Below are 15,440 nucleotides of genomic sequence, written 5' to 3' on the forward strand. Positions count from 1 at the left end.
TTTCAAAAACAAAATCAAAAGATCGCAGCCTGCGGCAGCTCCTACAAGGATGGTGTTGATTCAGCAGTATTAGCGAATATTCGATGACCACCCCACTCCCCTGCTACCACTGCGCCCTGCCCGTTCCGTCGGGCAGTCGCTTCACCGCCGTCGTGCTCGGGGAGTCCCGCGAGTTCTGCTGCCCCGGCTGTCAGGCCGTGGCCGAAGCCATCGTCGCCGGTGGTCTCGAAAGCTATTACCAGCATCGCAGCGAAGCCTCGGCCAACCCCGAAGCCTTGCCGGTGCAATTGACCGATGAACTGGCGCTGTACGACCGCGCCGACGTGCAAAAACCCTTCGTCCGTCACACAGGCGAACTCGCCGAAACCACGCTGTTGATGGAAGGCATCAGTTGCGCCGCCTGCGGCTGGCTGATCGAGAAACAGCTGCGCAGCCTGCCGGCAGTGGCCGAGGCACGACTGAATCTGTCCAACCATCGCCTGCATGTGCAATGGGCCGACGCGCAATTGCCGCTGAGCCAGATCCTCGCCGAGCTGCGCCACATCGGTTACGTCGCCCACCCGTATCAGGCTGACCGCGCCAGCGAGCAACTGGCCAGCGAAAATCGCCTCGCGTTGCGCCAGCTCGGCGTCGCCGGATTGCTGTGGTTTCAGGCAATGATGGCGACCATGGCCACCTGGCCGGAATTCAACATCGACCTCAGCCCCGAATTGCACACGATCCTGCGCTGGGTAGCGCTATTTCTCACAACACCGATCGTGTTCTACAGCTGCGCGCCGTTCTTCAAGGGCGCGATGCGCGATCTGCGGACCCGCCACCTGACCATGGACGTCTCGGTGTCGCTGGCCATCGGTAGCGCCTACATCGCCGGGATCTGGACCTCGATCACCGGCGTCGGTGAGCTGTATTTCGATGCGGTCGGGATGTTTGCGCTGTTCCTGCTCGCCGGGCGTTATCTGGAACGCCGTGCCCGCGAACGCACCGCCGCTGCCACTGCGCAGCTTGTAAACCTGCTGCCGGCCTCGTGTCTGCGTCTCGACACCGACGGCCAGAGCGAACGCATCCTGCTCAGCGAACTGCGCCTGGGTGACCGGGTGCTGGTGCAACCGGGTTCGATCCTGCCGGCGGATGGCAGGATTCTCGATGGCCAGTCAAGCATCGACGAATCGCTGCTGACCGGCGAATACCTGCCGCAACCGCGCACGCTGGGCGATGCGGTCACCGCGGGCACGCTGAATGTCGAAGGCGCGCTCACCGTCGAAGTACTGGCACTGGGTCAGGACACACGCCTGTCGGCCATCGTCCGCCTGCTCGATCGCGCCCAGGCGGAAAAACCGCGCCTGGCGGAAATCGCCGACCGAGCGGCGCAGTGGTTCCTGCTGTTGTCGCTGATTGCGGCGGCGGCCATCGGCCTGTTGTGGTGGGAACTGGATGCGTCGCGGGCGTTCTGGATCGTCCTGGCGATGCTGGTCGCGACCTGCCCTTGCGCGCTGTCGCTGGCAACCCCGACGGCGTTGACCGCCGCCACCGGCACCCTGCACAAACTCGGCCTGTTGCTGACGCGCGGGCATGTGCTGGAAGGCCTGAACCAGATCGACACGGTGATCTTCGACAAGACCGGCACACTCACCGAAGGCCGCCTGGTCCTGCGCTCGATTCGCCCGCTGGGCACACTCAGCAGCGACCAGTGCCTGAGCCTTGCCGCCGCCCTGGAAAACCGTTCGGAACACCCGATTGCCCGCGCCTTCGGTCGTGCGCCACTGGCCGCTGAAGATGTGCACAGCACGCCGGGACTCGGTCTCGAAGGACGGGTAGGTACACAGCGCTTGCGCATTGGTCAGGCGGAGTTTGTCTGCGCCCTCAGCGGTTCGCCACTGCCGGCGATGCCGGATGAGCCGGGTCAGTGGCTGCTGCTCGGTGATGACTCGGCAGCGCTGGCGTGGTTCGTCCTCGACGATCGCCTGCGCGACGATGCGCCCGCCCTGCTCGCCGCCTGCAAGGCGCGTGGCTGGCGCACATTGCTGCTGTCCGGCGACAGCTCGCCGATGGTCGCCAGCGTTGCCACCGAATTGGGTATCGACGAGGCCCGTGGCGGTCTACGCCCGGATGACAAACTGCATGTGCTGCAACAGCTGCATCAACAAGGACGCAAGGTGTTGATGCTCGGTGACGGGGTCAACGACGTGCCGGTGCTGGCCGCTGCCGACATCAGCGTGGCCATGGGTTCGGCCACCGATCTGGCGAAAACCAGTGCCGACGCGGTGCTGCTGTCCAACCGCCTCGATGCGCTGGTGCACGCCTTCACGTTAGCGCGCAGAACCCGTCGGGTAATCATCGAGAACCTGCTGTGGGCGGCGCTGTACAATGGCCTCATGTTGCCGTTCGCCGCCCTCGGCTGGATCACCCCGGTGTGGGCCGCCGTCGGCATGTCGATCAGTTCGTTGACCGTGGTGCTCAACGCCCTGCGCCTGACTCGCCTGCCGAGCGCGCCGGTTGTCGGCACCCGTTCAGAAACCCGCCCGTTGCCGGCTTGAGCCGTGCGGGCCTGGAGTACCGATGCCAGCTCTTTACGTGATGATCCCCGCCGCCCTGCTGATCGTGGCCATCGCTGTGTACATCTTCTTCTGGGCGGTGGACAGCGGTCAGTACGACGACCTTGATGGCCCGGCCCACAGCATCCTGTTCGATGATCAGGACCCGAACCACACCGCCGCCGTCGACGAAGCCAAATCCGACCAGCCGCAGGACAAGGCGCCACCCCATGCTTGAGCTGGCGCCTCTCCTGGTTTCCGCGCTGATCCTTGGCCTGCTCGGTGGCGGGCATTGCCTGGGCATGTGCGGCGGCCTGATGGGCGCGCTGACCCTGGCGATTCCCAAGGAACAACGCAGCCGACGCTTTCGTCTGCTGCTGGCGTACAACCTCGGACGGATCCTCAGTTACGCGACGGCCGGTTTGCTGATCGGGCTGGCTGGCTGGGCGGTGGCGAACAGTCCGGCGGCGATGTTCATGCGTATTCTCGCCGGGTTGCTGCTGATTGCCATGGGCCTGTATCTGGCCGGCTGGTGGAGCGGCCTGACCCGTATCGAAAGCCTCGGCCGTGGCTTGTGGCGTTACATTCAGCCGGTGGCCAACCGCTTGCTGCCGGTGTCGAGTTTGCCCCGCGCCCTGCTGCTCGGCGCACTGTGGGGCTGGCTGCCGTGCGGACTGGTTTACAGCACGCTGCTGTGGTCGGCGAGCCAGGGCAATGCGCTGGACAGTGGGCTGTTGATGCTGGCGTTCGGGCTGGGCACATGGCCGGTGCTGCTCGCCACCGGACTGGCTGCCGAGCGGGTGACGGCGTTGCTGCGTAAACGCAGTGTGCGCGTGGCCGGTGGCTTGCTGGTGATTCTGTTCGGGATCTGGACCCTTCCTGGCCCCCACCAACATTGGCTGATGGGTCACTGATCCGATCAAAGCCCTGAGAAGATCCATTGTGGTGAGGGGATTTATCCCCGATGGTGTGCGAAGCGCCCCTGCATTCTTCCATTCATACATTGCAAACAGGTTTACGACTGCTTCGCAGTCGATCGGGGATAAATCCCCTCACCACAAAGCAATCACTACCAATCCGCCGTTGATGCAAATCAAGAGCCCCGTCGCCGCACCCCGATAGACTCGCCACACTGCCAGCCTATCCGGGGGAATGCCCGCATGCTCGACGCCATTCGTTGGGACACTGATCTGATCCGCCGCTACGACCTGGCGGGGCCGCGCTACACCTCGTATCCGACCGCCGTGCAATTCAACAGCCAGGTCGGCACCTTCGACCTGTTTCACGCCCTGCGCGAAAGTCGCAAGGCGCTGCGCCCATTGTCGCTGTATGTGCATGTGCCGTTCTGCGCGAATATTTGCTACTACTGCGCCTGCAACAAGGTCATCACCAAGGATCGCGGGCGGGCACAGCCGTATCTGCAACGCCTGGAACAGGAAATCCAGTTGATTGCCTGTCACCTGGAACCGGCGCAGAAAGTCGAGCAGTTGCACTTCGGCGGCGGCACCCCGACCTTCCTCAGCCATGACGAGCTGCGGCAGTTGATGGCGCACCTGCGCAAACACTTCAATCTGCTGGATGATGACTCCGGCGACTACGGCATCGAGATCGACCCGCGCGAGGCCGACTGGTCGACCATGGGCCTGCTGCGTGAACTGGGTTTCAACCGGGTCAGCATCGGCCTGCAAGACCTCGATCCGGCGGTGCAACGGGCGGTCAATCGCCTGCAGAGCCTGGAAGAAACCCGTGCAGTGATCGACGCGGCGCGCACCCTGCAATTTCGCTCGATCAACATCGACCTGATCTACGGCCTGCCGAAGCAGACTCCGGAGAATTTCGCGCGTACCGTCGAGGAAGTCATCAGCCTGCAACCGGACCGGCTCTCGGTATTCAACTATGCGCACCTGCCGGAGCGCTTCATGCCACAGCGGCGGATCAACAGCCAGGAGCTGCCAAGCCCTGCGCAAAAACTGCAAATGCTCCAGCGCACCATCGAACAACTGACCGCCGCCGGTTATCGCTACATCGGCATGGATCACTTCGCCCTGCCCGACGATGAGTTGGCGATTGCCCAGGAAGAACAGACCCTGCAGCGCAACTTCCAGGGCTACACCACTCACGGCCATTGCGACTTGATTGGTCTGGGGGTGTCGGCGATCAGTCAGATCGGCGATCTCTACTGCCAGAACAACAGCGATCTGAACCAGTACCAGAACACCCTCGCCGCCGCGCAACTGGCGACCAGCCGGGGCTTGGTGTGCAATGCCGACGATCGCCTGCGCCGCGCGGTGATCCAGCAACTGATCTGCAATTTCAGCCTGGAATTCGCCGAAATCGAGCAAGCGTTCAACATTGATTTTCAGGGTTATTTCGGCGCGCTGTGGCCGCAACTGCAAGGCATGGCCAACGACGGGCTGATCAAGCTGGAACGCGAGCGCATCGAAGTGCTGCCGGCCGGACGCCTGCTGGTGCGTTCGGTGTGCATGGTGTTCGACGCGTACCTGGAACAACAGAACCGCCAGCGCTTCTCGCGGGTGATCTGAAACGTCCTGCTCATGAAACCGATGTATCGCGAATGCCCCGTGTCTTTGTTTGCCCTGCGGCCTTATGCCCGCAGGGCAATCTCGCCCCAGACTGGCCTGAATGTCCTCCCGTGGGTTACCCTTACGGCTTATGTGTGTTTTCCCACAAGGATTTAAGAAATGTCCGAGCCAGTCAAACTGCGCGCTCACAACCAGGCCCATTGCAAGGATTGCAGCCTGGCCCCTCTCTGCCTGCCACTTTCTCTGAATCTGGAAGACATGGATGCGCTGGACGAAATCGTTAAACGTGGTCGCCCGTTGAAAAAGGGTGAGTTCCTGTTCCGCCAGGGTGACACCTTCGATTCCGTTTATGCAGTACGCTCCGGCGCCCTGAAGACCTTCAGCCTGAGCGACACCGGCGAAGAACAGCTCACCGGTTTCCACCTGCCGAGCGAACTGGTCGGCCTGTCCGGCATGGACACCGAGAAACATCCGGTGTCGGCCCAGGCCCTGGAAACCACCTCGGTCTGTGAAATCCCTTTCGAACGCCTCGACGAACTGGCCCTGCAACTGCCGCAGCTGCGCCGGCAACTGATGCGGGTGATGAGCCGCGAGATCCGTGACGACCAGCAAATGATGCTGTTGCTGTCGAAGAAAACCGCCGACGAGCGCATCGCCACGTTCCTGGTCAACCTGTCGGCCCGCTTCCGCGCTCGGGGTTTCTCGGCCAACCAGTTCCGCCTGAGCATGTCGCGCAACGAAATCGGCAATTACCTGGGCCTGGCGGTGGAAACCGTGTCGCGGGTGTTCACGCGCTTCCAGCAGAACGAACTGATCGCCGCCGAGGGCAAGGAGATCCACATCCTCGACCCGATCCAGCTCTGCGCCCTGGCCGGCGGCTCGCTCGAAGGCTGATCTCGATCCGCGGTTGAGCGAAGCGTTTCAGCCGCGGGTATACTGCGCCGTTTGCAGCCCTGCCAGGACACCTCGACGATGGTCTTCGACTCCTTCGACATCAAATTCCTGATCCGCCCCGTGATCGACTTCCCGAAACCGGGTGTGATCTTTCGCGACATCACTCCGCTGTTCCAGTCGCCCAAGGCCCTGCGCCTGGTGATGGACAGCTTCGCCCACCGCTATGTGGAAGCCGACTTCACCCACATCGGCGCGATGGATGCGCGCGGCTTCCTGATCGGTTCGGTGCTGGCCTATCAGTTGAACAAACCGCTGGTGCTGTTCCGCAAGCAGGGCAAACTGCCGGCGGACGTGTTGGCCGAAGGTTACGCGACCGAATACGGCGAAGCGTTCCTCGAAGTCCACGCCGACAGCCTGTGCGAAGGTGATTCGGTGGTGATGTTCGATGACCTGATTGCCACCGGTGGCACGCTGATCGCAGCGGCCAACCTGATCCGCCGCATGGGTGCGCGGGTGCATGAGGCAGCGGCGATTATCGATCTGCCGGAGCTGGGCGGTTCGCAGCGTCTGGAAGATATGGGCATCCCTACCTTCTGCCTGACGCAGTTTGCTTTGACCGATAAATAGTAAAGATCAAAAGATCGCAGCCTTCGGCAGCTCCTACAAGGGATGTGCGTTTCCCTGTAGGAGCTGCCGAAGGCTGCGATCTTTTGCTTTTAAAGCCCCATCTGCTTGCTAATGATTTCGTTCATCACCTCCCGCGTCCCGCCGCCGATCGACAGAATGCGATTATCCCGATACAACCGCTCTACCAGACTCTCGCGCATGTAACCCAGGCCACCGAGGATCTGCACCGCTTCGCGGGTGATCCGGTCCGAGGTGTCCGTGGCGACGTTCTTGGCCATGGAAACCTCCTTGATCACGCTCTGCCCCGCCGCCATTTTCGCCGCTTGCCGATAGGTGAACTCGCGCGATACTTCCAGCGCCGTGGCCATGTCGGCCAACCGATGTTTGATCACCTGAAACTTGCCGATCGGCTTGCCGAATGCTTCACGCTCGCGCGCCCATTTCAGCGCTTCTTCGAGGGCGAGCTGCGAGGTCATGTTGGCCATCAGCGCCAGCGCCAGCCGTTCGCTCTGGAAATTGCCCATGATGCAGGCAAAACCCATGTTCTCGGCGCCGATCAGATTGCCCACAGGCACCCTGCAATCGTCGAAGAACAGCTCAGCGGTGTCCGAGGCCCACCAGCCCATCTTCTTCAGTTGGCGACCTACGGTGAAGCCTGGGGTGTCCTTCTCGATCAACAGCAGGCTGATGCCGCCGAAACCCGGCGCTCCGGTGCGCACGGCGACGGTATAGAAGTCGGCGCGTACGCCACTGGTAATGAAGGTCTTGCTGCCGCTGACCCGGTAGACGTCGCCGTCACGCACGGCGCGGGTTTGCAGGTTGGCGACGTCGGAACCACCGCCGGGTTCGGTAATCGCCAACGCACTGATTTTCTCGCCGCTGAGCACTTGCGGCACGACGCGCTCGCGCACCTCGGGCCGGGCCCATTTGACGATCGGTGGCAGGCCGATATCCAGCGAACCGAGGCCGGCGACCAGACCACCGGAACCGCAGCGCATCAGTTCTTCGCTGGCGGCGACCTTGGCGAACAGATCACCTTCGTGGCTGCCCCCCAGCGCTTCGGGATAACCGATGCCAAGAATCCCCGCCGCCCCGGCCTTCAGGTACAGCTCACGGGGAAAACTTTCGGCTTCTTCCCACGCGTCGATGTCCGGCAGGATCTCGCGCTCGACGAAACGTCTGACGCTGTCGCGGACCATTTGGTGGCTGGGGTCGAAGTAATCCTGGAAAGCAGGCATCGGCGAACTCCATCGAAGGGTTGGCCGACGTTAACCGAGCGCTTGCTTGGTTTTCAACACAATTGTGTGAATCAGCCAAATCGAGGTGCGCCCATCGCTGGCAAGCCAGCTCCCACAGGTTTCTTTAGTGTGCACAACATTTGTGAACGACCGAAATCACTGTGGGAGCTGGCTTGCCAGCGATGGGGCCAGATCAGGCGATACACCTGTCAGAGGGAAATCGGTTTACGCCCGGCAAACGAATGCGCCAGCGTCCCGCCATCCACCAACTCCAGCTCACCACCCAGCGGCACACCGTGGGCAATCCGCGAGGCGATCAGCCCTTTGTTGGCCAGAAGCTGGGCGATGTAATGCGCGGTCGCCTCACCTTCCACCGTCGGGTTGGTGGCGAGGATGACTTCGGTAAAGGTGCCGGCCTCTTCAATGCGCGCCATCAACTGCGGAATACCGATGGCTTCCGGCCCCAGACCGTCGAGCGGCGACAGGTGGCCCTTGAGCACGAAGTAGCGTCCACGGAAACCGGTCTGCTCCACCGCATACACGTCCATCGGCCCTTCCACCACGCACAGCAGCGTGTCGTCGCGGCGCGTGTCGGCGCATTGCGGGCACAGATCGTCTTCAGTCAGCGTGCGGCACTGACGGCAGTGACCCACCCCTTCCATGGCCTGGCTCAAGGCCTGGGCCAGGCGCGTGCCGCCGCTGCGGTCACGTTCGAGCAACTGCAACGCCATGCGCTGGGCGGTTTTCTGACCCACGCCGGGCAAGGTGCGCAGGGCGTCGATCAGTTGGCGAATCAAAGGGCTGAAGCTCATGGGTAAAAAGTCCGACAAAACAACGAGACGCGGTTTATACCCGCGCCTCTGGCCAGCGTCAAATGTTCAGTCCTGGGCGACCTTTACCACCAGTTTGCCGAAGTTGCGCCCCTCCAGCAGACCGATAAACGCCTCGGGTGCCTGCTCCAGACCTTCCACCACGTCTTCGCGGAATTTCACCTTGCCGTCGCGCACCCACGGCACCATGTGGCTGATGAACTCCGGCTGACGGTCGCCATAGTCATCAAACACGATGAAGCCCTGAATCCGCACACGCTTGGTCAGCAACGTACGCTGCAGCATTGGCAGACGATCCGGGCCCTGCGGCGCTTCAGTGGCGTTGTAACCGGCAATCAGCCCGCACAGTGGAATGCGCGCCTTGGGATTGAGCAGCGGCACCACCGCATCGAACACATGCCCGCCCACGTTTTCATAATAGATATCGATGCCGTTCGGGCAGGCTTTGGCCAGTTGCTCGGCAAAGTCCGGCACCTTGTGATCGATGCAGGCATCGAAACCCAGTTCCTCGACCACGTATTTGCATTTGTCGGCACCACCGGCCACACCCACGGCGCGCAGGCCTTTGATCTTTGCCACTTGACCCACCACCGAGCCGACGGCGCCGGACGCAGCAGCCACGACAAGCGTTTCACCTTCTTTCGGCTGACCGATGTCGATCAGCCCCATGTACGCAGTCATACCCGGCATGCCCAACACGCCAAGCGCCATCGACGGACTCGGCAGGCCGGACGGGATCGGCATGATATTGCGGCCATCGCTGATGCTGTGGCTCTGCCAGCCGGTGAGGCCGACCACCAGATCGCCTTGGTGGAATTTCGGATGACGCGAATCCTCGACTCGGCTGACAGCACCACCGGTCATCACTTCACCGATTTGTACCGGCGCGGCGTAGGACGGTGCGTCACTCATGCGTCCGCGCATGTAGGGGTCCAGCGACAGGTACAGGGTTTTCAGCAGCACCTGGCCGTCTTCGAGATCCGGCAACGCTTCGCGCTCCAGACGGAAGTTTTCCGGGGTTGGCGCACCGACCGGGCGCGAGGCGAGGACAAAGCGTTGATTGAGAGTCAGAGGGTCGGACATGTCAGCGTCTCCTGTGAATGATGAATTCGAGGGTATAGGGAGCAGACCTTGGTGGCATCACAGCGTTCGATGTTTCTACTAGACGCCTGTGGCGAGGGAGCTTGCTCCCGCTGGAGTGCGAAGCGCTCCCCCTGCTTTCTTTCAGGTATACCGGGTTTTCAGGGTTTACGACGACTTCGTCGCCGAGCGGGAGCAAGCTCCCTCGCCACAAACGAATACCGAACGCCCCAGAAACGGAAACAAAAATGCCAGGCGCGATGCCTGGCATTTTGTGTAGCTCATCCAAATCGCGATGGCGAATCAGAATGGCAGTTTCATACCTGCTGGCAGGTTCATGCCGGCGGTCATGCTGCCCATTTTTTCCTGGCTGTTGGCTTCGATCTTGCGCACGGCGTCGTTGACGGCGGCGGCGACCACGGCTTCGAGCATTTCCTTGTCGTCTTCGCTCAGGCCTTCAACCAGGCTTGGGTCGATGCTGACACTTTTCACGTCGTGACGACCGGTCATGACCACGGTGACCATATCGCCACCGGCCTTGCCGGTGACTTCGGCGTTGGCCAGTTCTTCCTGCATCTTGGCCATTTTTTCCTGCATCTGCTGCGCCTGCTTCATCAGGCCGGCCATGCCACCTTTCATCATGGGAATCACCTCAAAAGTACTTGGATCAAAACAGCGCCCGGCGCTTAACGCCGAACGCCCTCAGTTATTAGCCTTGGGCGACCAAGGCATCGACAGGTTCAATAGTATCGTGTCGCACGACCGCACCGAACTGCTGGACCATCTGCTGGATGAACGGATCACCGTGGATCGATTCCTCCGCCTCGCGCTGACGGTTGGCCCGGCGACGGGACGCGGCCTGCGCCGGGGTTTCCTGCTCGGGCTTGATCAGCTCGATGGTCAGGGTCAGCGTGCGACCGTGGAATTGGTTCAGCGCATCGTTCAGGCGCCGCTGTTGCGTGGCGTTGAACAGTGCGCTGTGCGCCGGGTCCAGGTGCATCAGCCAATGGTCGCCATCGACCGCGATCAACGTGCAGTTGGCGGCGATGCTGCCGGTCATGCCGGAGATCGGCAGTTGCGGGAACAGCTCCAGCCATTGCAACGCCAGACCGGTGGCTGGCGCGGCGGCAGGCTCCGGCTCGGGTTCCGGGGCTGGCTCGGCGGTGTGCTCGCTGGCCAGGTCGTCGAGGTAGCTGTAGGCCGAATCCATGTCCGGCTCGATGTAGTCTTCGTCCAGCGGCGGCTCATCGTCGAGGTCCATGCCCGGCGTGGCGGCATCGACGTCGGCGACCGACGGTTCGGGAATCGGCGCAGCGGCCCACTCCGGCGCGTCCGGCACCACGCTGTCCGGGGTCGGCAGCGGCATCGGCGGCAATTCGGGCTGCTCGCTGGCGGTTTCCAGTACCGGCTCGACGGCCGGTTGCTGCACAGGTGCGGGTTCCGGCTCAGGTTCGACAGGATCGTTCCACGGCAGATCGACCACCGCTTCGGCGACTGGCTCTGGCTCTGGTTCTGCTTCCGGCGCAGGTGCCGGCGCGGCGGTCACCACAGGCGCTGCCTCCGGAACCGGCGCAGCAACCGCCGCTGGCGTTGGCGCAACGGCCGCAGCGACTACCGGCGCAGGCTTGGGCGCGGCAGCCACGGAGTTTGTGGAATCAACTGTGGCCTGGCTGATCCCCACTGGCTTTAGCGGTTGCCTCGGGGCATCCGCCGTATCCGCCGGCCGGAAGGCCAGCATCCGCAGCAGGACCATTTCAAAGCCACCACGGGGATCCGGCGCCAGTGGCAAGTCGCGGCGGCCGATCAGGCCCATCTGGTAATAGAACTGCACGTCTTCTGCCGGCAGCGCTTGAGCCAAAGCCAATACGCGGTCACGGTCGCCATGGCCGTTGTCGACACCTTCAGGCAAGGCCTGGGCGATGGCGACACGGTGCAGCACGTTGAGAATTTCCGAGAGCACGCCATTCCAGTCCGGGCCTTGCTCGGCCAGGTGGCGCACGGCTTCGAGCAACGCCTTGGCGTCGCCTTCGATCAGTGCGTGCAGCACGTCGAAGACCTGACCGTGATCCAGCGTGCCGAGCATCGCCCGCACATCGGCGGCCAATACCTTGCCTTCACCGAAGGCGATGGCCTGGTCGGTCAGGCTCATGGCGTCACGCATCGAGCCGTCAGCGGCGCGGCCCAGCAGCCACAGCGCGTCGTCTTCGAACGGCACGTTTTCGGCGCCCAGGACGTGGGTCAGATGCTCGACCACGCGCTCGGGCGTCATGTTCTTCAGCGAGAACTGCAGGCAACGCGACAAAATCGTTGCCGGAAGTTTCTGCGGGTCCGTGGTCGCGAGGATGAACTTGACGTACGGCGGCGGCTCTTCAAGGGTTTTCAGCAGCGCATTGAAGGAATGGCTGGAGAGCATGTGCACTTCGTCGATCAGGTAGACCTTGAAGCGCCCACGGCTCGGCGCGTACTGCACATTATCGAGCAGCTCGCGGGTGTCCTCGACCTTGGTCCGGCTCGCGGCGTCGATCTCGATCAGGTCGACGAAGCGCCCTTCATCGATCTCGCGGCACACCGAACACTCGCCGCAGGGGCTGGAAGTGATACCTGTCTCACAGTTCAGGCATTTGGCAATGATCCGCGCAATGGTGGTCTTGCCGACCCCGCGGGTACCGGTGAACAGGTACGCGTGGTGCAGCCGCTGGCTGTCCAAGGCATTGATCAGAGCCTTGAGCACATGGGTCTGGCCGACCATTTCGCGGAACGAGCGCGGACGCCATTTACGTGCAAGAACCTGATAACTCATCGAAAACCGTCGCAACGAAGGAAGCTGAAGCAGCTAATGCTAGCGGAGCAAGGGCAAAATTGCATCCGGTGTGCTCGTCTAATCTGGCTAAGCTGCTGTTGGCGAGGAAATTTCGCTCGTGGTCGGGACTCATCGGAGCATTTATGCGTTGGGCCTTGGGAGCTTTGTTGGGGATCAGTCTGAGCGTGAACGCCGCCGAACCGCCGCTGCGCTTCGTCGTGGCCGACAGCTGGGCGATGCCCATGGTGCAGATCGACCATGGCCGCCCGACCCAGGGCATCCTCCACGACATCATGCTCAGCCTGGCGACACAGGTCGGCGTACCCGCCGAATTCCATGTGCTGCCGCGCGCCCGGGTGCAGAACGCCATGGAACACGGTGAAGTCGACGTGCGCTGCTATGCCGCACAATCATGGTTGCCGAATCAGTCCGGAGACTACATCTGGAGCCTCCCGCTGCTGTTTCAGCGCGATCTGCTGATCAGCCGCGACAATCAACCGCTCCACGTCGATCCCGCCCGCCTTCCCCGGCAATCGATCGGCACCGTGCTCGGCTACACCTACCCGACTCTGCAGCCGCTGTTCGACGCCGACCACCTGCAACGCGACGACGCGCGCAATCAGGAACAAGTGCTGGAAAAACTCCTGGCCGGGCGTTATCGCTATGCGGTGAGCAATCAATGGACACTGGACTGGTTCAATCAGCGCCTGCTGCCCACGCAGCAACTGCAGGGGGTGGCGGTGCTGCAGGAACAGCATGTCGGCTGCTATGTGAGGAATGACCCGCAGGTGCCGGTGCAGCGGATCCTGCGCACGTTGCTGCGGATGAAAATGTCGGGGGAAATTGATGACATCATCCGGTTGTATACCGGATCCTCGGAAACCACCCCGTAACTCCTTTTTTTGGGGGGACATTTCCCACAGAGAATTATTCAGTAACCGTGCGACTCGCGGAATTTCTGGTAGTCGTGAAATTCGATCCACTCGACCACATCGTACGGCAGATAAAGCTGCTGCCGGGCGCGGGAGATGGCGATGTACACGGCGCAGATCCGCTGATCGAACGCGTAGGCGTCCTTGAACTGCACGTTGGTCAGCAGCTCGGGCGTCAGCAGAACGCGGTCGAACTCCATGCCGCCCGCCTCCTGGGCCTGCATCAACAGGCAGCTTTTGCCGGGGCTGCCGATCATTCGGTTGAGCCGGGTCAGGTCAGCCACCTTGAAGCCCTTCTCCAGCTCGGCCTCGACCCACAGAAACGCCTCGTCGTACTGGTTGGCCTCGCGCACCTGCTGCCACTTCGGCACGTCGCTGAAATAGCGATGCGGGCCCTTCTCGCTGTGCGTGGAACTGTAGTAATCGACCTTGAACAACTCGATGGCGCTGGTCATGAAGTGTTCGAGGTCGCGCTGCGCTTTCATGTCGGCAAAGCTGAACGGGCAATTGGCATCGTGCAGCTGCATCGCCCACTTCATGGTGTCCCAAGGGGACGCCGTCAGCACCACGCAACCTTCGGGCGGGACAAAGCCCTGCGGATAAAACTCGATGCCGACGTCAGCTTCACGCGCGCCTTCGAACGGCACCTTGCTCTTTTCCGAGTGCCGGGAAATCAGCGGATTGACCAGACGCTCGACGTTGCGCCCCGAACGCACCGAGTAGGTGATATCGCTCTGGCGCACTTCACGCTTTCTTTTCACCAGATCACGCTCGGCGTGCTGATACTCATCGCCCAGCGTGATCAGTACCTGCCGGCCGCGCTCGATAATCTGCAGCAGCGACGCAGGAATGTCCTGGCTCTCGTCGATCAGCACGTGGGTATACCGCGGCGGCACCACGCAACCCGCGAGGCTTGCCCGCTTGATCAGCAACAAGGCTTCGAAGCCGCTCTGCCGGCCCCACGCCGGGTTGGCCTCAAGGTAAGTCCAGACGCGGCTCGAATACTCCAGCAACACCTTGGACTCAAGGCTGGACAGCGACAGCTTGAAATGCGGCAGATGATGCGCCGACAGGCTGTAGTCCCGGGAATGGCAATAGCGCTCGAGGGTTTCCAGGCAGACGTTCAGGGTGCGTTGCGCGTCATGCTCGCGAAAGCCGAGGATGTTCAGCGCCTGCGCCAGACTCTGTTTGCTCGCGACTCGGCCAGCGGCGCTTGCCGGCTGTGGCTTGCGCCCATAAATCAGCCCGCGCGCGAACGCTTCAAAGGTGATACCGGGTTTACGATCACCGGTAACGCCCATGCGCTGGCACAGGGTCGCAAGTTTTTCCGGGGTGCGTGCCAGCAACAGGGTTTTCCCGGGGTCCAGGCACTCGGTCAAGGCACCGACCAAGTGGCTCTTGCCGATCCCGGCATAGCCTTGCACGTGCAGGTCTTCATCGAGGTTGGCGCGGAAGGTTCTGACCAGTTTGTCTTGTGCGGCGCTGAGCCAGCGCTCGCGGTGTGCCGGGCTGATCATCTGCTGACTGAACGGATTGTTGGCCGCGTGGTGGCGCGTCTTGAACTCATCATCCCACTTGCCATCGGGCAGCAGGTAATCCTGCGCCGACACCTCGTCAGCCAACAGCAAACGCAGATTCAATCCCCTGATGGCGTTCAGGCCGAAATACAGCTGACGCGGATCGAACAGGCGTTGCGCCTCGGACAGCAGCCCTGTCCGGCCATCGACCGCCCACGCAATCAGTCGCGCCAGCACCTTCTCCGCCGCAGCGGCAGTGAGATCCTTCTTGGCGGCCTGGGCCAGATTATGGATGACCAGCACGGCGGCCAGCTGCGCATCTGTCAGCGTGTCGAGGATTGTCACGCCATCGGGCCGCAAGAGGTTCGCGCAGGTCTCGTCCGTCACGGGCAAATAAACGGCGGTGGATAAATCGTAATGTTCCGGGTGCATACAACCTCGTAGCCAG

The 15,440-nt window shown here is 62.2% G+C and carries 13 protein-coding genes; 7 read left to right on the plus strand and 6 right to left on the minus strand.

Annotated features, from left to right (window positions below):
• Positions 1 to 83: 83 nt before the first annotated feature.
• From AB1J88_RS11305 to AB1J88_RS11330, 6 genes are all read left to right on the plus strand, one after another.
• Positions 84 to 2,534, plus strand: coding sequence for a heavy metal translocating P-type ATPase (locus tag AB1J88_RS11305; RefSeq protein ID WP_430291092.1), 2,451 nt, complete (start codon positions 84 to 86; stop codon positions 2,532 to 2,534).
• Between the two features lie 22 nt (positions 2,535 to 2,556).
• Complete coding sequence (gene ccoS / locus AB1J88_RS11310; protein ID WP_041067822.1) at positions 2,557 to 2,769, plus strand: cbb3-type cytochrome oxidase assembly protein CcoS; 213 nt, start codon at positions 2,557 to 2,559, stop codon at positions 2,767 to 2,769.
• Positions 2,762 to 3,445, plus strand: a complete 684-nt coding sequence (locus tag AB1J88_RS11315; RefSeq protein ID WP_041067819.1) for a sulfite exporter TauE/SafE family protein — start codon at positions 2,762 to 2,764, stop codon at positions 3,443 to 3,445. Before ccoS ends, AB1J88_RS11315 begins: the two co-directional genes overlap by 8 nt.
• 246 nt (positions 3,446 to 3,691) lie before the next feature.
• Positions 3,692 to 5,074 (plus strand): oxygen-independent coproporphyrinogen III oxidase, encoded by a 1,383-nt coding sequence (hemN, locus tag AB1J88_RS11320; RefSeq protein ID WP_047293078.1) that lies wholly within the window; start codon positions 3,692 to 3,694, stop codon positions 5,072 to 5,074.
• A 159-nt stretch (positions 5,075 to 5,233) separates the two neighbouring features.
• Entirely contained in the window at positions 5,234 to 5,968 is a 735-nt protein-coding gene (fnr, locus tag AB1J88_RS11325; RefSeq protein ID WP_025110355.1) for a fumarate/nitrate reduction transcriptional regulator Fnr, read from the plus strand.
• 78 nt (positions 5,969 to 6,046) lie between these two features.
• Complete coding sequence (locus AB1J88_RS11330; RefSeq protein WP_430291093.1) at positions 6,047 to 6,595, plus strand: adenine phosphoribosyltransferase; 549 nt, start codon at positions 6,047 to 6,049, stop codon at positions 6,593 to 6,595.
• Between the two features lie 89 nt (positions 6,596 to 6,684).
• Here the strand turns inward: AB1J88_RS11330 and AB1J88_RS11335 are convergent, their stop codons facing one another.
• The 5 genes from AB1J88_RS11335 to dnaX all read right to left on the minus strand — a co-directional run bounded on the left by AB1J88_RS11335 (position 6,685) and on the right by dnaX (position 12,543).
• Complete coding sequence (locus AB1J88_RS11335; RefSeq protein ID WP_430291094.1) at positions 6,685 to 7,833, minus strand: acyl-CoA dehydrogenase family protein; 1,149 nt, start codon at positions 7,831 to 7,833, stop codon at positions 6,685 to 6,687.
• A 209-nt stretch (positions 7,834 to 8,042) separates the two neighbouring features.
• Positions 8,043 to 8,645 (minus strand): recombination mediator RecR, encoded by a 603-nt coding sequence (gene recR / locus AB1J88_RS11340; RefSeq protein ID WP_007965550.1) that lies wholly within the window; start codon positions 8,643 to 8,645, stop codon positions 8,043 to 8,045.
• Between the two features lie 66 nt (positions 8,646 to 8,711).
• Positions 8,712 to 9,746 (minus strand): NADP-dependent oxidoreductase, encoded by a 1,035-nt coding sequence (locus AB1J88_RS11345; protein ID WP_430291095.1) that lies wholly within the window; start codon positions 9,744 to 9,746, stop codon positions 8,712 to 8,714.
• Between the two features lie 300 nt (positions 9,747 to 10,046).
• The gene (locus AB1J88_RS11350) at positions 10,047 to 10,385 is read right to left on the minus strand and encodes a YbaB/EbfC family nucleoid-associated protein (RefSeq protein ID WP_003223337.1); all 339 of its coding nucleotides are present in this window, start codon (positions 10,383 to 10,385) and stop codon (positions 10,047 to 10,049) included.
• A gap of 67 nt (positions 10,386 to 10,452) precedes the next feature.
• Complete coding sequence (gene dnaX / locus AB1J88_RS11355) at positions 10,453 to 12,543, minus strand: DNA polymerase III subunit gamma/tau (protein WP_430291096.1); 2,091 nt, start codon at positions 12,541 to 12,543, stop codon at positions 10,453 to 10,455.
• 143 nt (positions 12,544 to 12,686) lie between these two features.
• Between dnaX and AB1J88_RS11360 the strand changes: the two genes are divergently transcribed.
• Complete coding sequence (locus tag AB1J88_RS11360) at positions 12,687 to 13,436, plus strand: substrate-binding periplasmic protein (RefSeq protein ID WP_198759855.1); 750 nt, start codon at positions 12,687 to 12,689, stop codon at positions 13,434 to 13,436.
• 38 nt (positions 13,437 to 13,474) lie between these two features.
• Here the strand turns inward: AB1J88_RS11360 and AB1J88_RS11365 are convergent, their stop codons facing one another.
• On the minus strand, positions 13,475 to 15,424 hold the full coding sequence (locus tag AB1J88_RS11365) for a hypothetical protein (RefSeq protein ID WP_430291097.1): 1,950 nt from the start codon (positions 15,422 to 15,424) through the stop codon (positions 13,475 to 13,477).
• Positions 15,425 to 15,440 lie beyond the last annotated feature (16 nt).

The sequence above is a fragment of the Pseudomonas sp. S8 genome (assembly GCF_050473925.1).
Taxonomy (GTDB): Bacteria; Pseudomonadota; Gammaproteobacteria; order Pseudomonadales; family Pseudomonadaceae; genus Aquipseudomonas; species Aquipseudomonas parakoreensis.

Coding starts and splice junctions, on each gene's coding strand:
- AB1J88_RS11305 (WP_430291092.1), top strand. CDS start 84: ATGACCACCCCACTCCCCTGCTACCACTGCGCCCTGCCCGTTCCGTCG.
- ccoS (WP_041067822.1), top strand. CDS start 2,557: ATGCCAGCTCTTTACGTGATGATCCCCGCCGCCCTGCTGATCGTGGCC.
- AB1J88_RS11315 (WP_041067819.1), top strand. CDS start 2,762: ATGCTTGAGCTGGCGCCTCTCCTGGTTTCCGCGCTGATCCTTGGCCTG.
- hemN (WP_047293078.1), top strand. CDS start 3,692: ATGCTCGACGCCATTCGTTGGGACACTGATCTGATCCGCCGCTACGAC.
- fnr (WP_025110355.1), top strand. CDS start 5,234: ATGTCCGAGCCAGTCAAACTGCGCGCTCACAACCAGGCCCATTGCAAG.
- AB1J88_RS11330 (WP_430291093.1), top strand. CDS start 6,047: ATGGTCTTCGACTCCTTCGACATCAAATTCCTGATCCGCCCCGTGATC.
- AB1J88_RS11335 (WP_430291094.1), bottom strand. CDS start 7,833: ATGCCTGCTTTCCAGGATTACTTCGACCCCAGCCACCAAATGGTCCGC.
- recR (WP_007965550.1), bottom strand. CDS start 8,645: ATGAGCTTCAGCCCTTTGATTCGCCAACTGATCGACGCCCTGCGCACC.
- AB1J88_RS11345 (WP_430291095.1), bottom strand. CDS start 9,746: ATGTCCGACCCTCTGACTCTCAATCAACGCTTTGTCCTCGCCTCGCGC.
- AB1J88_RS11350 (WP_003223337.1), bottom strand. CDS start 10,385: ATGATGAAAGGTGGCATGGCCGGCCTGATGAAGCAGGCGCAGCAGATG.
- dnaX (WP_430291096.1), bottom strand. CDS start 12,543: ATGAGTTATCAGGTTCTTGCACGTAAATGGCGTCCGCGCTCGTTCCGC.
- AB1J88_RS11360 (WP_198759855.1), top strand. CDS start 12,687: ATGCGTTGGGCCTTGGGAGCTTTGTTGGGGATCAGTCTGAGCGTGAAC.
- AB1J88_RS11365 (WP_430291097.1), bottom strand. CDS start 15,424: ATGCACCCGGAACATTACGATTTATCCACCGCCGTTTATTTGCCCGTG.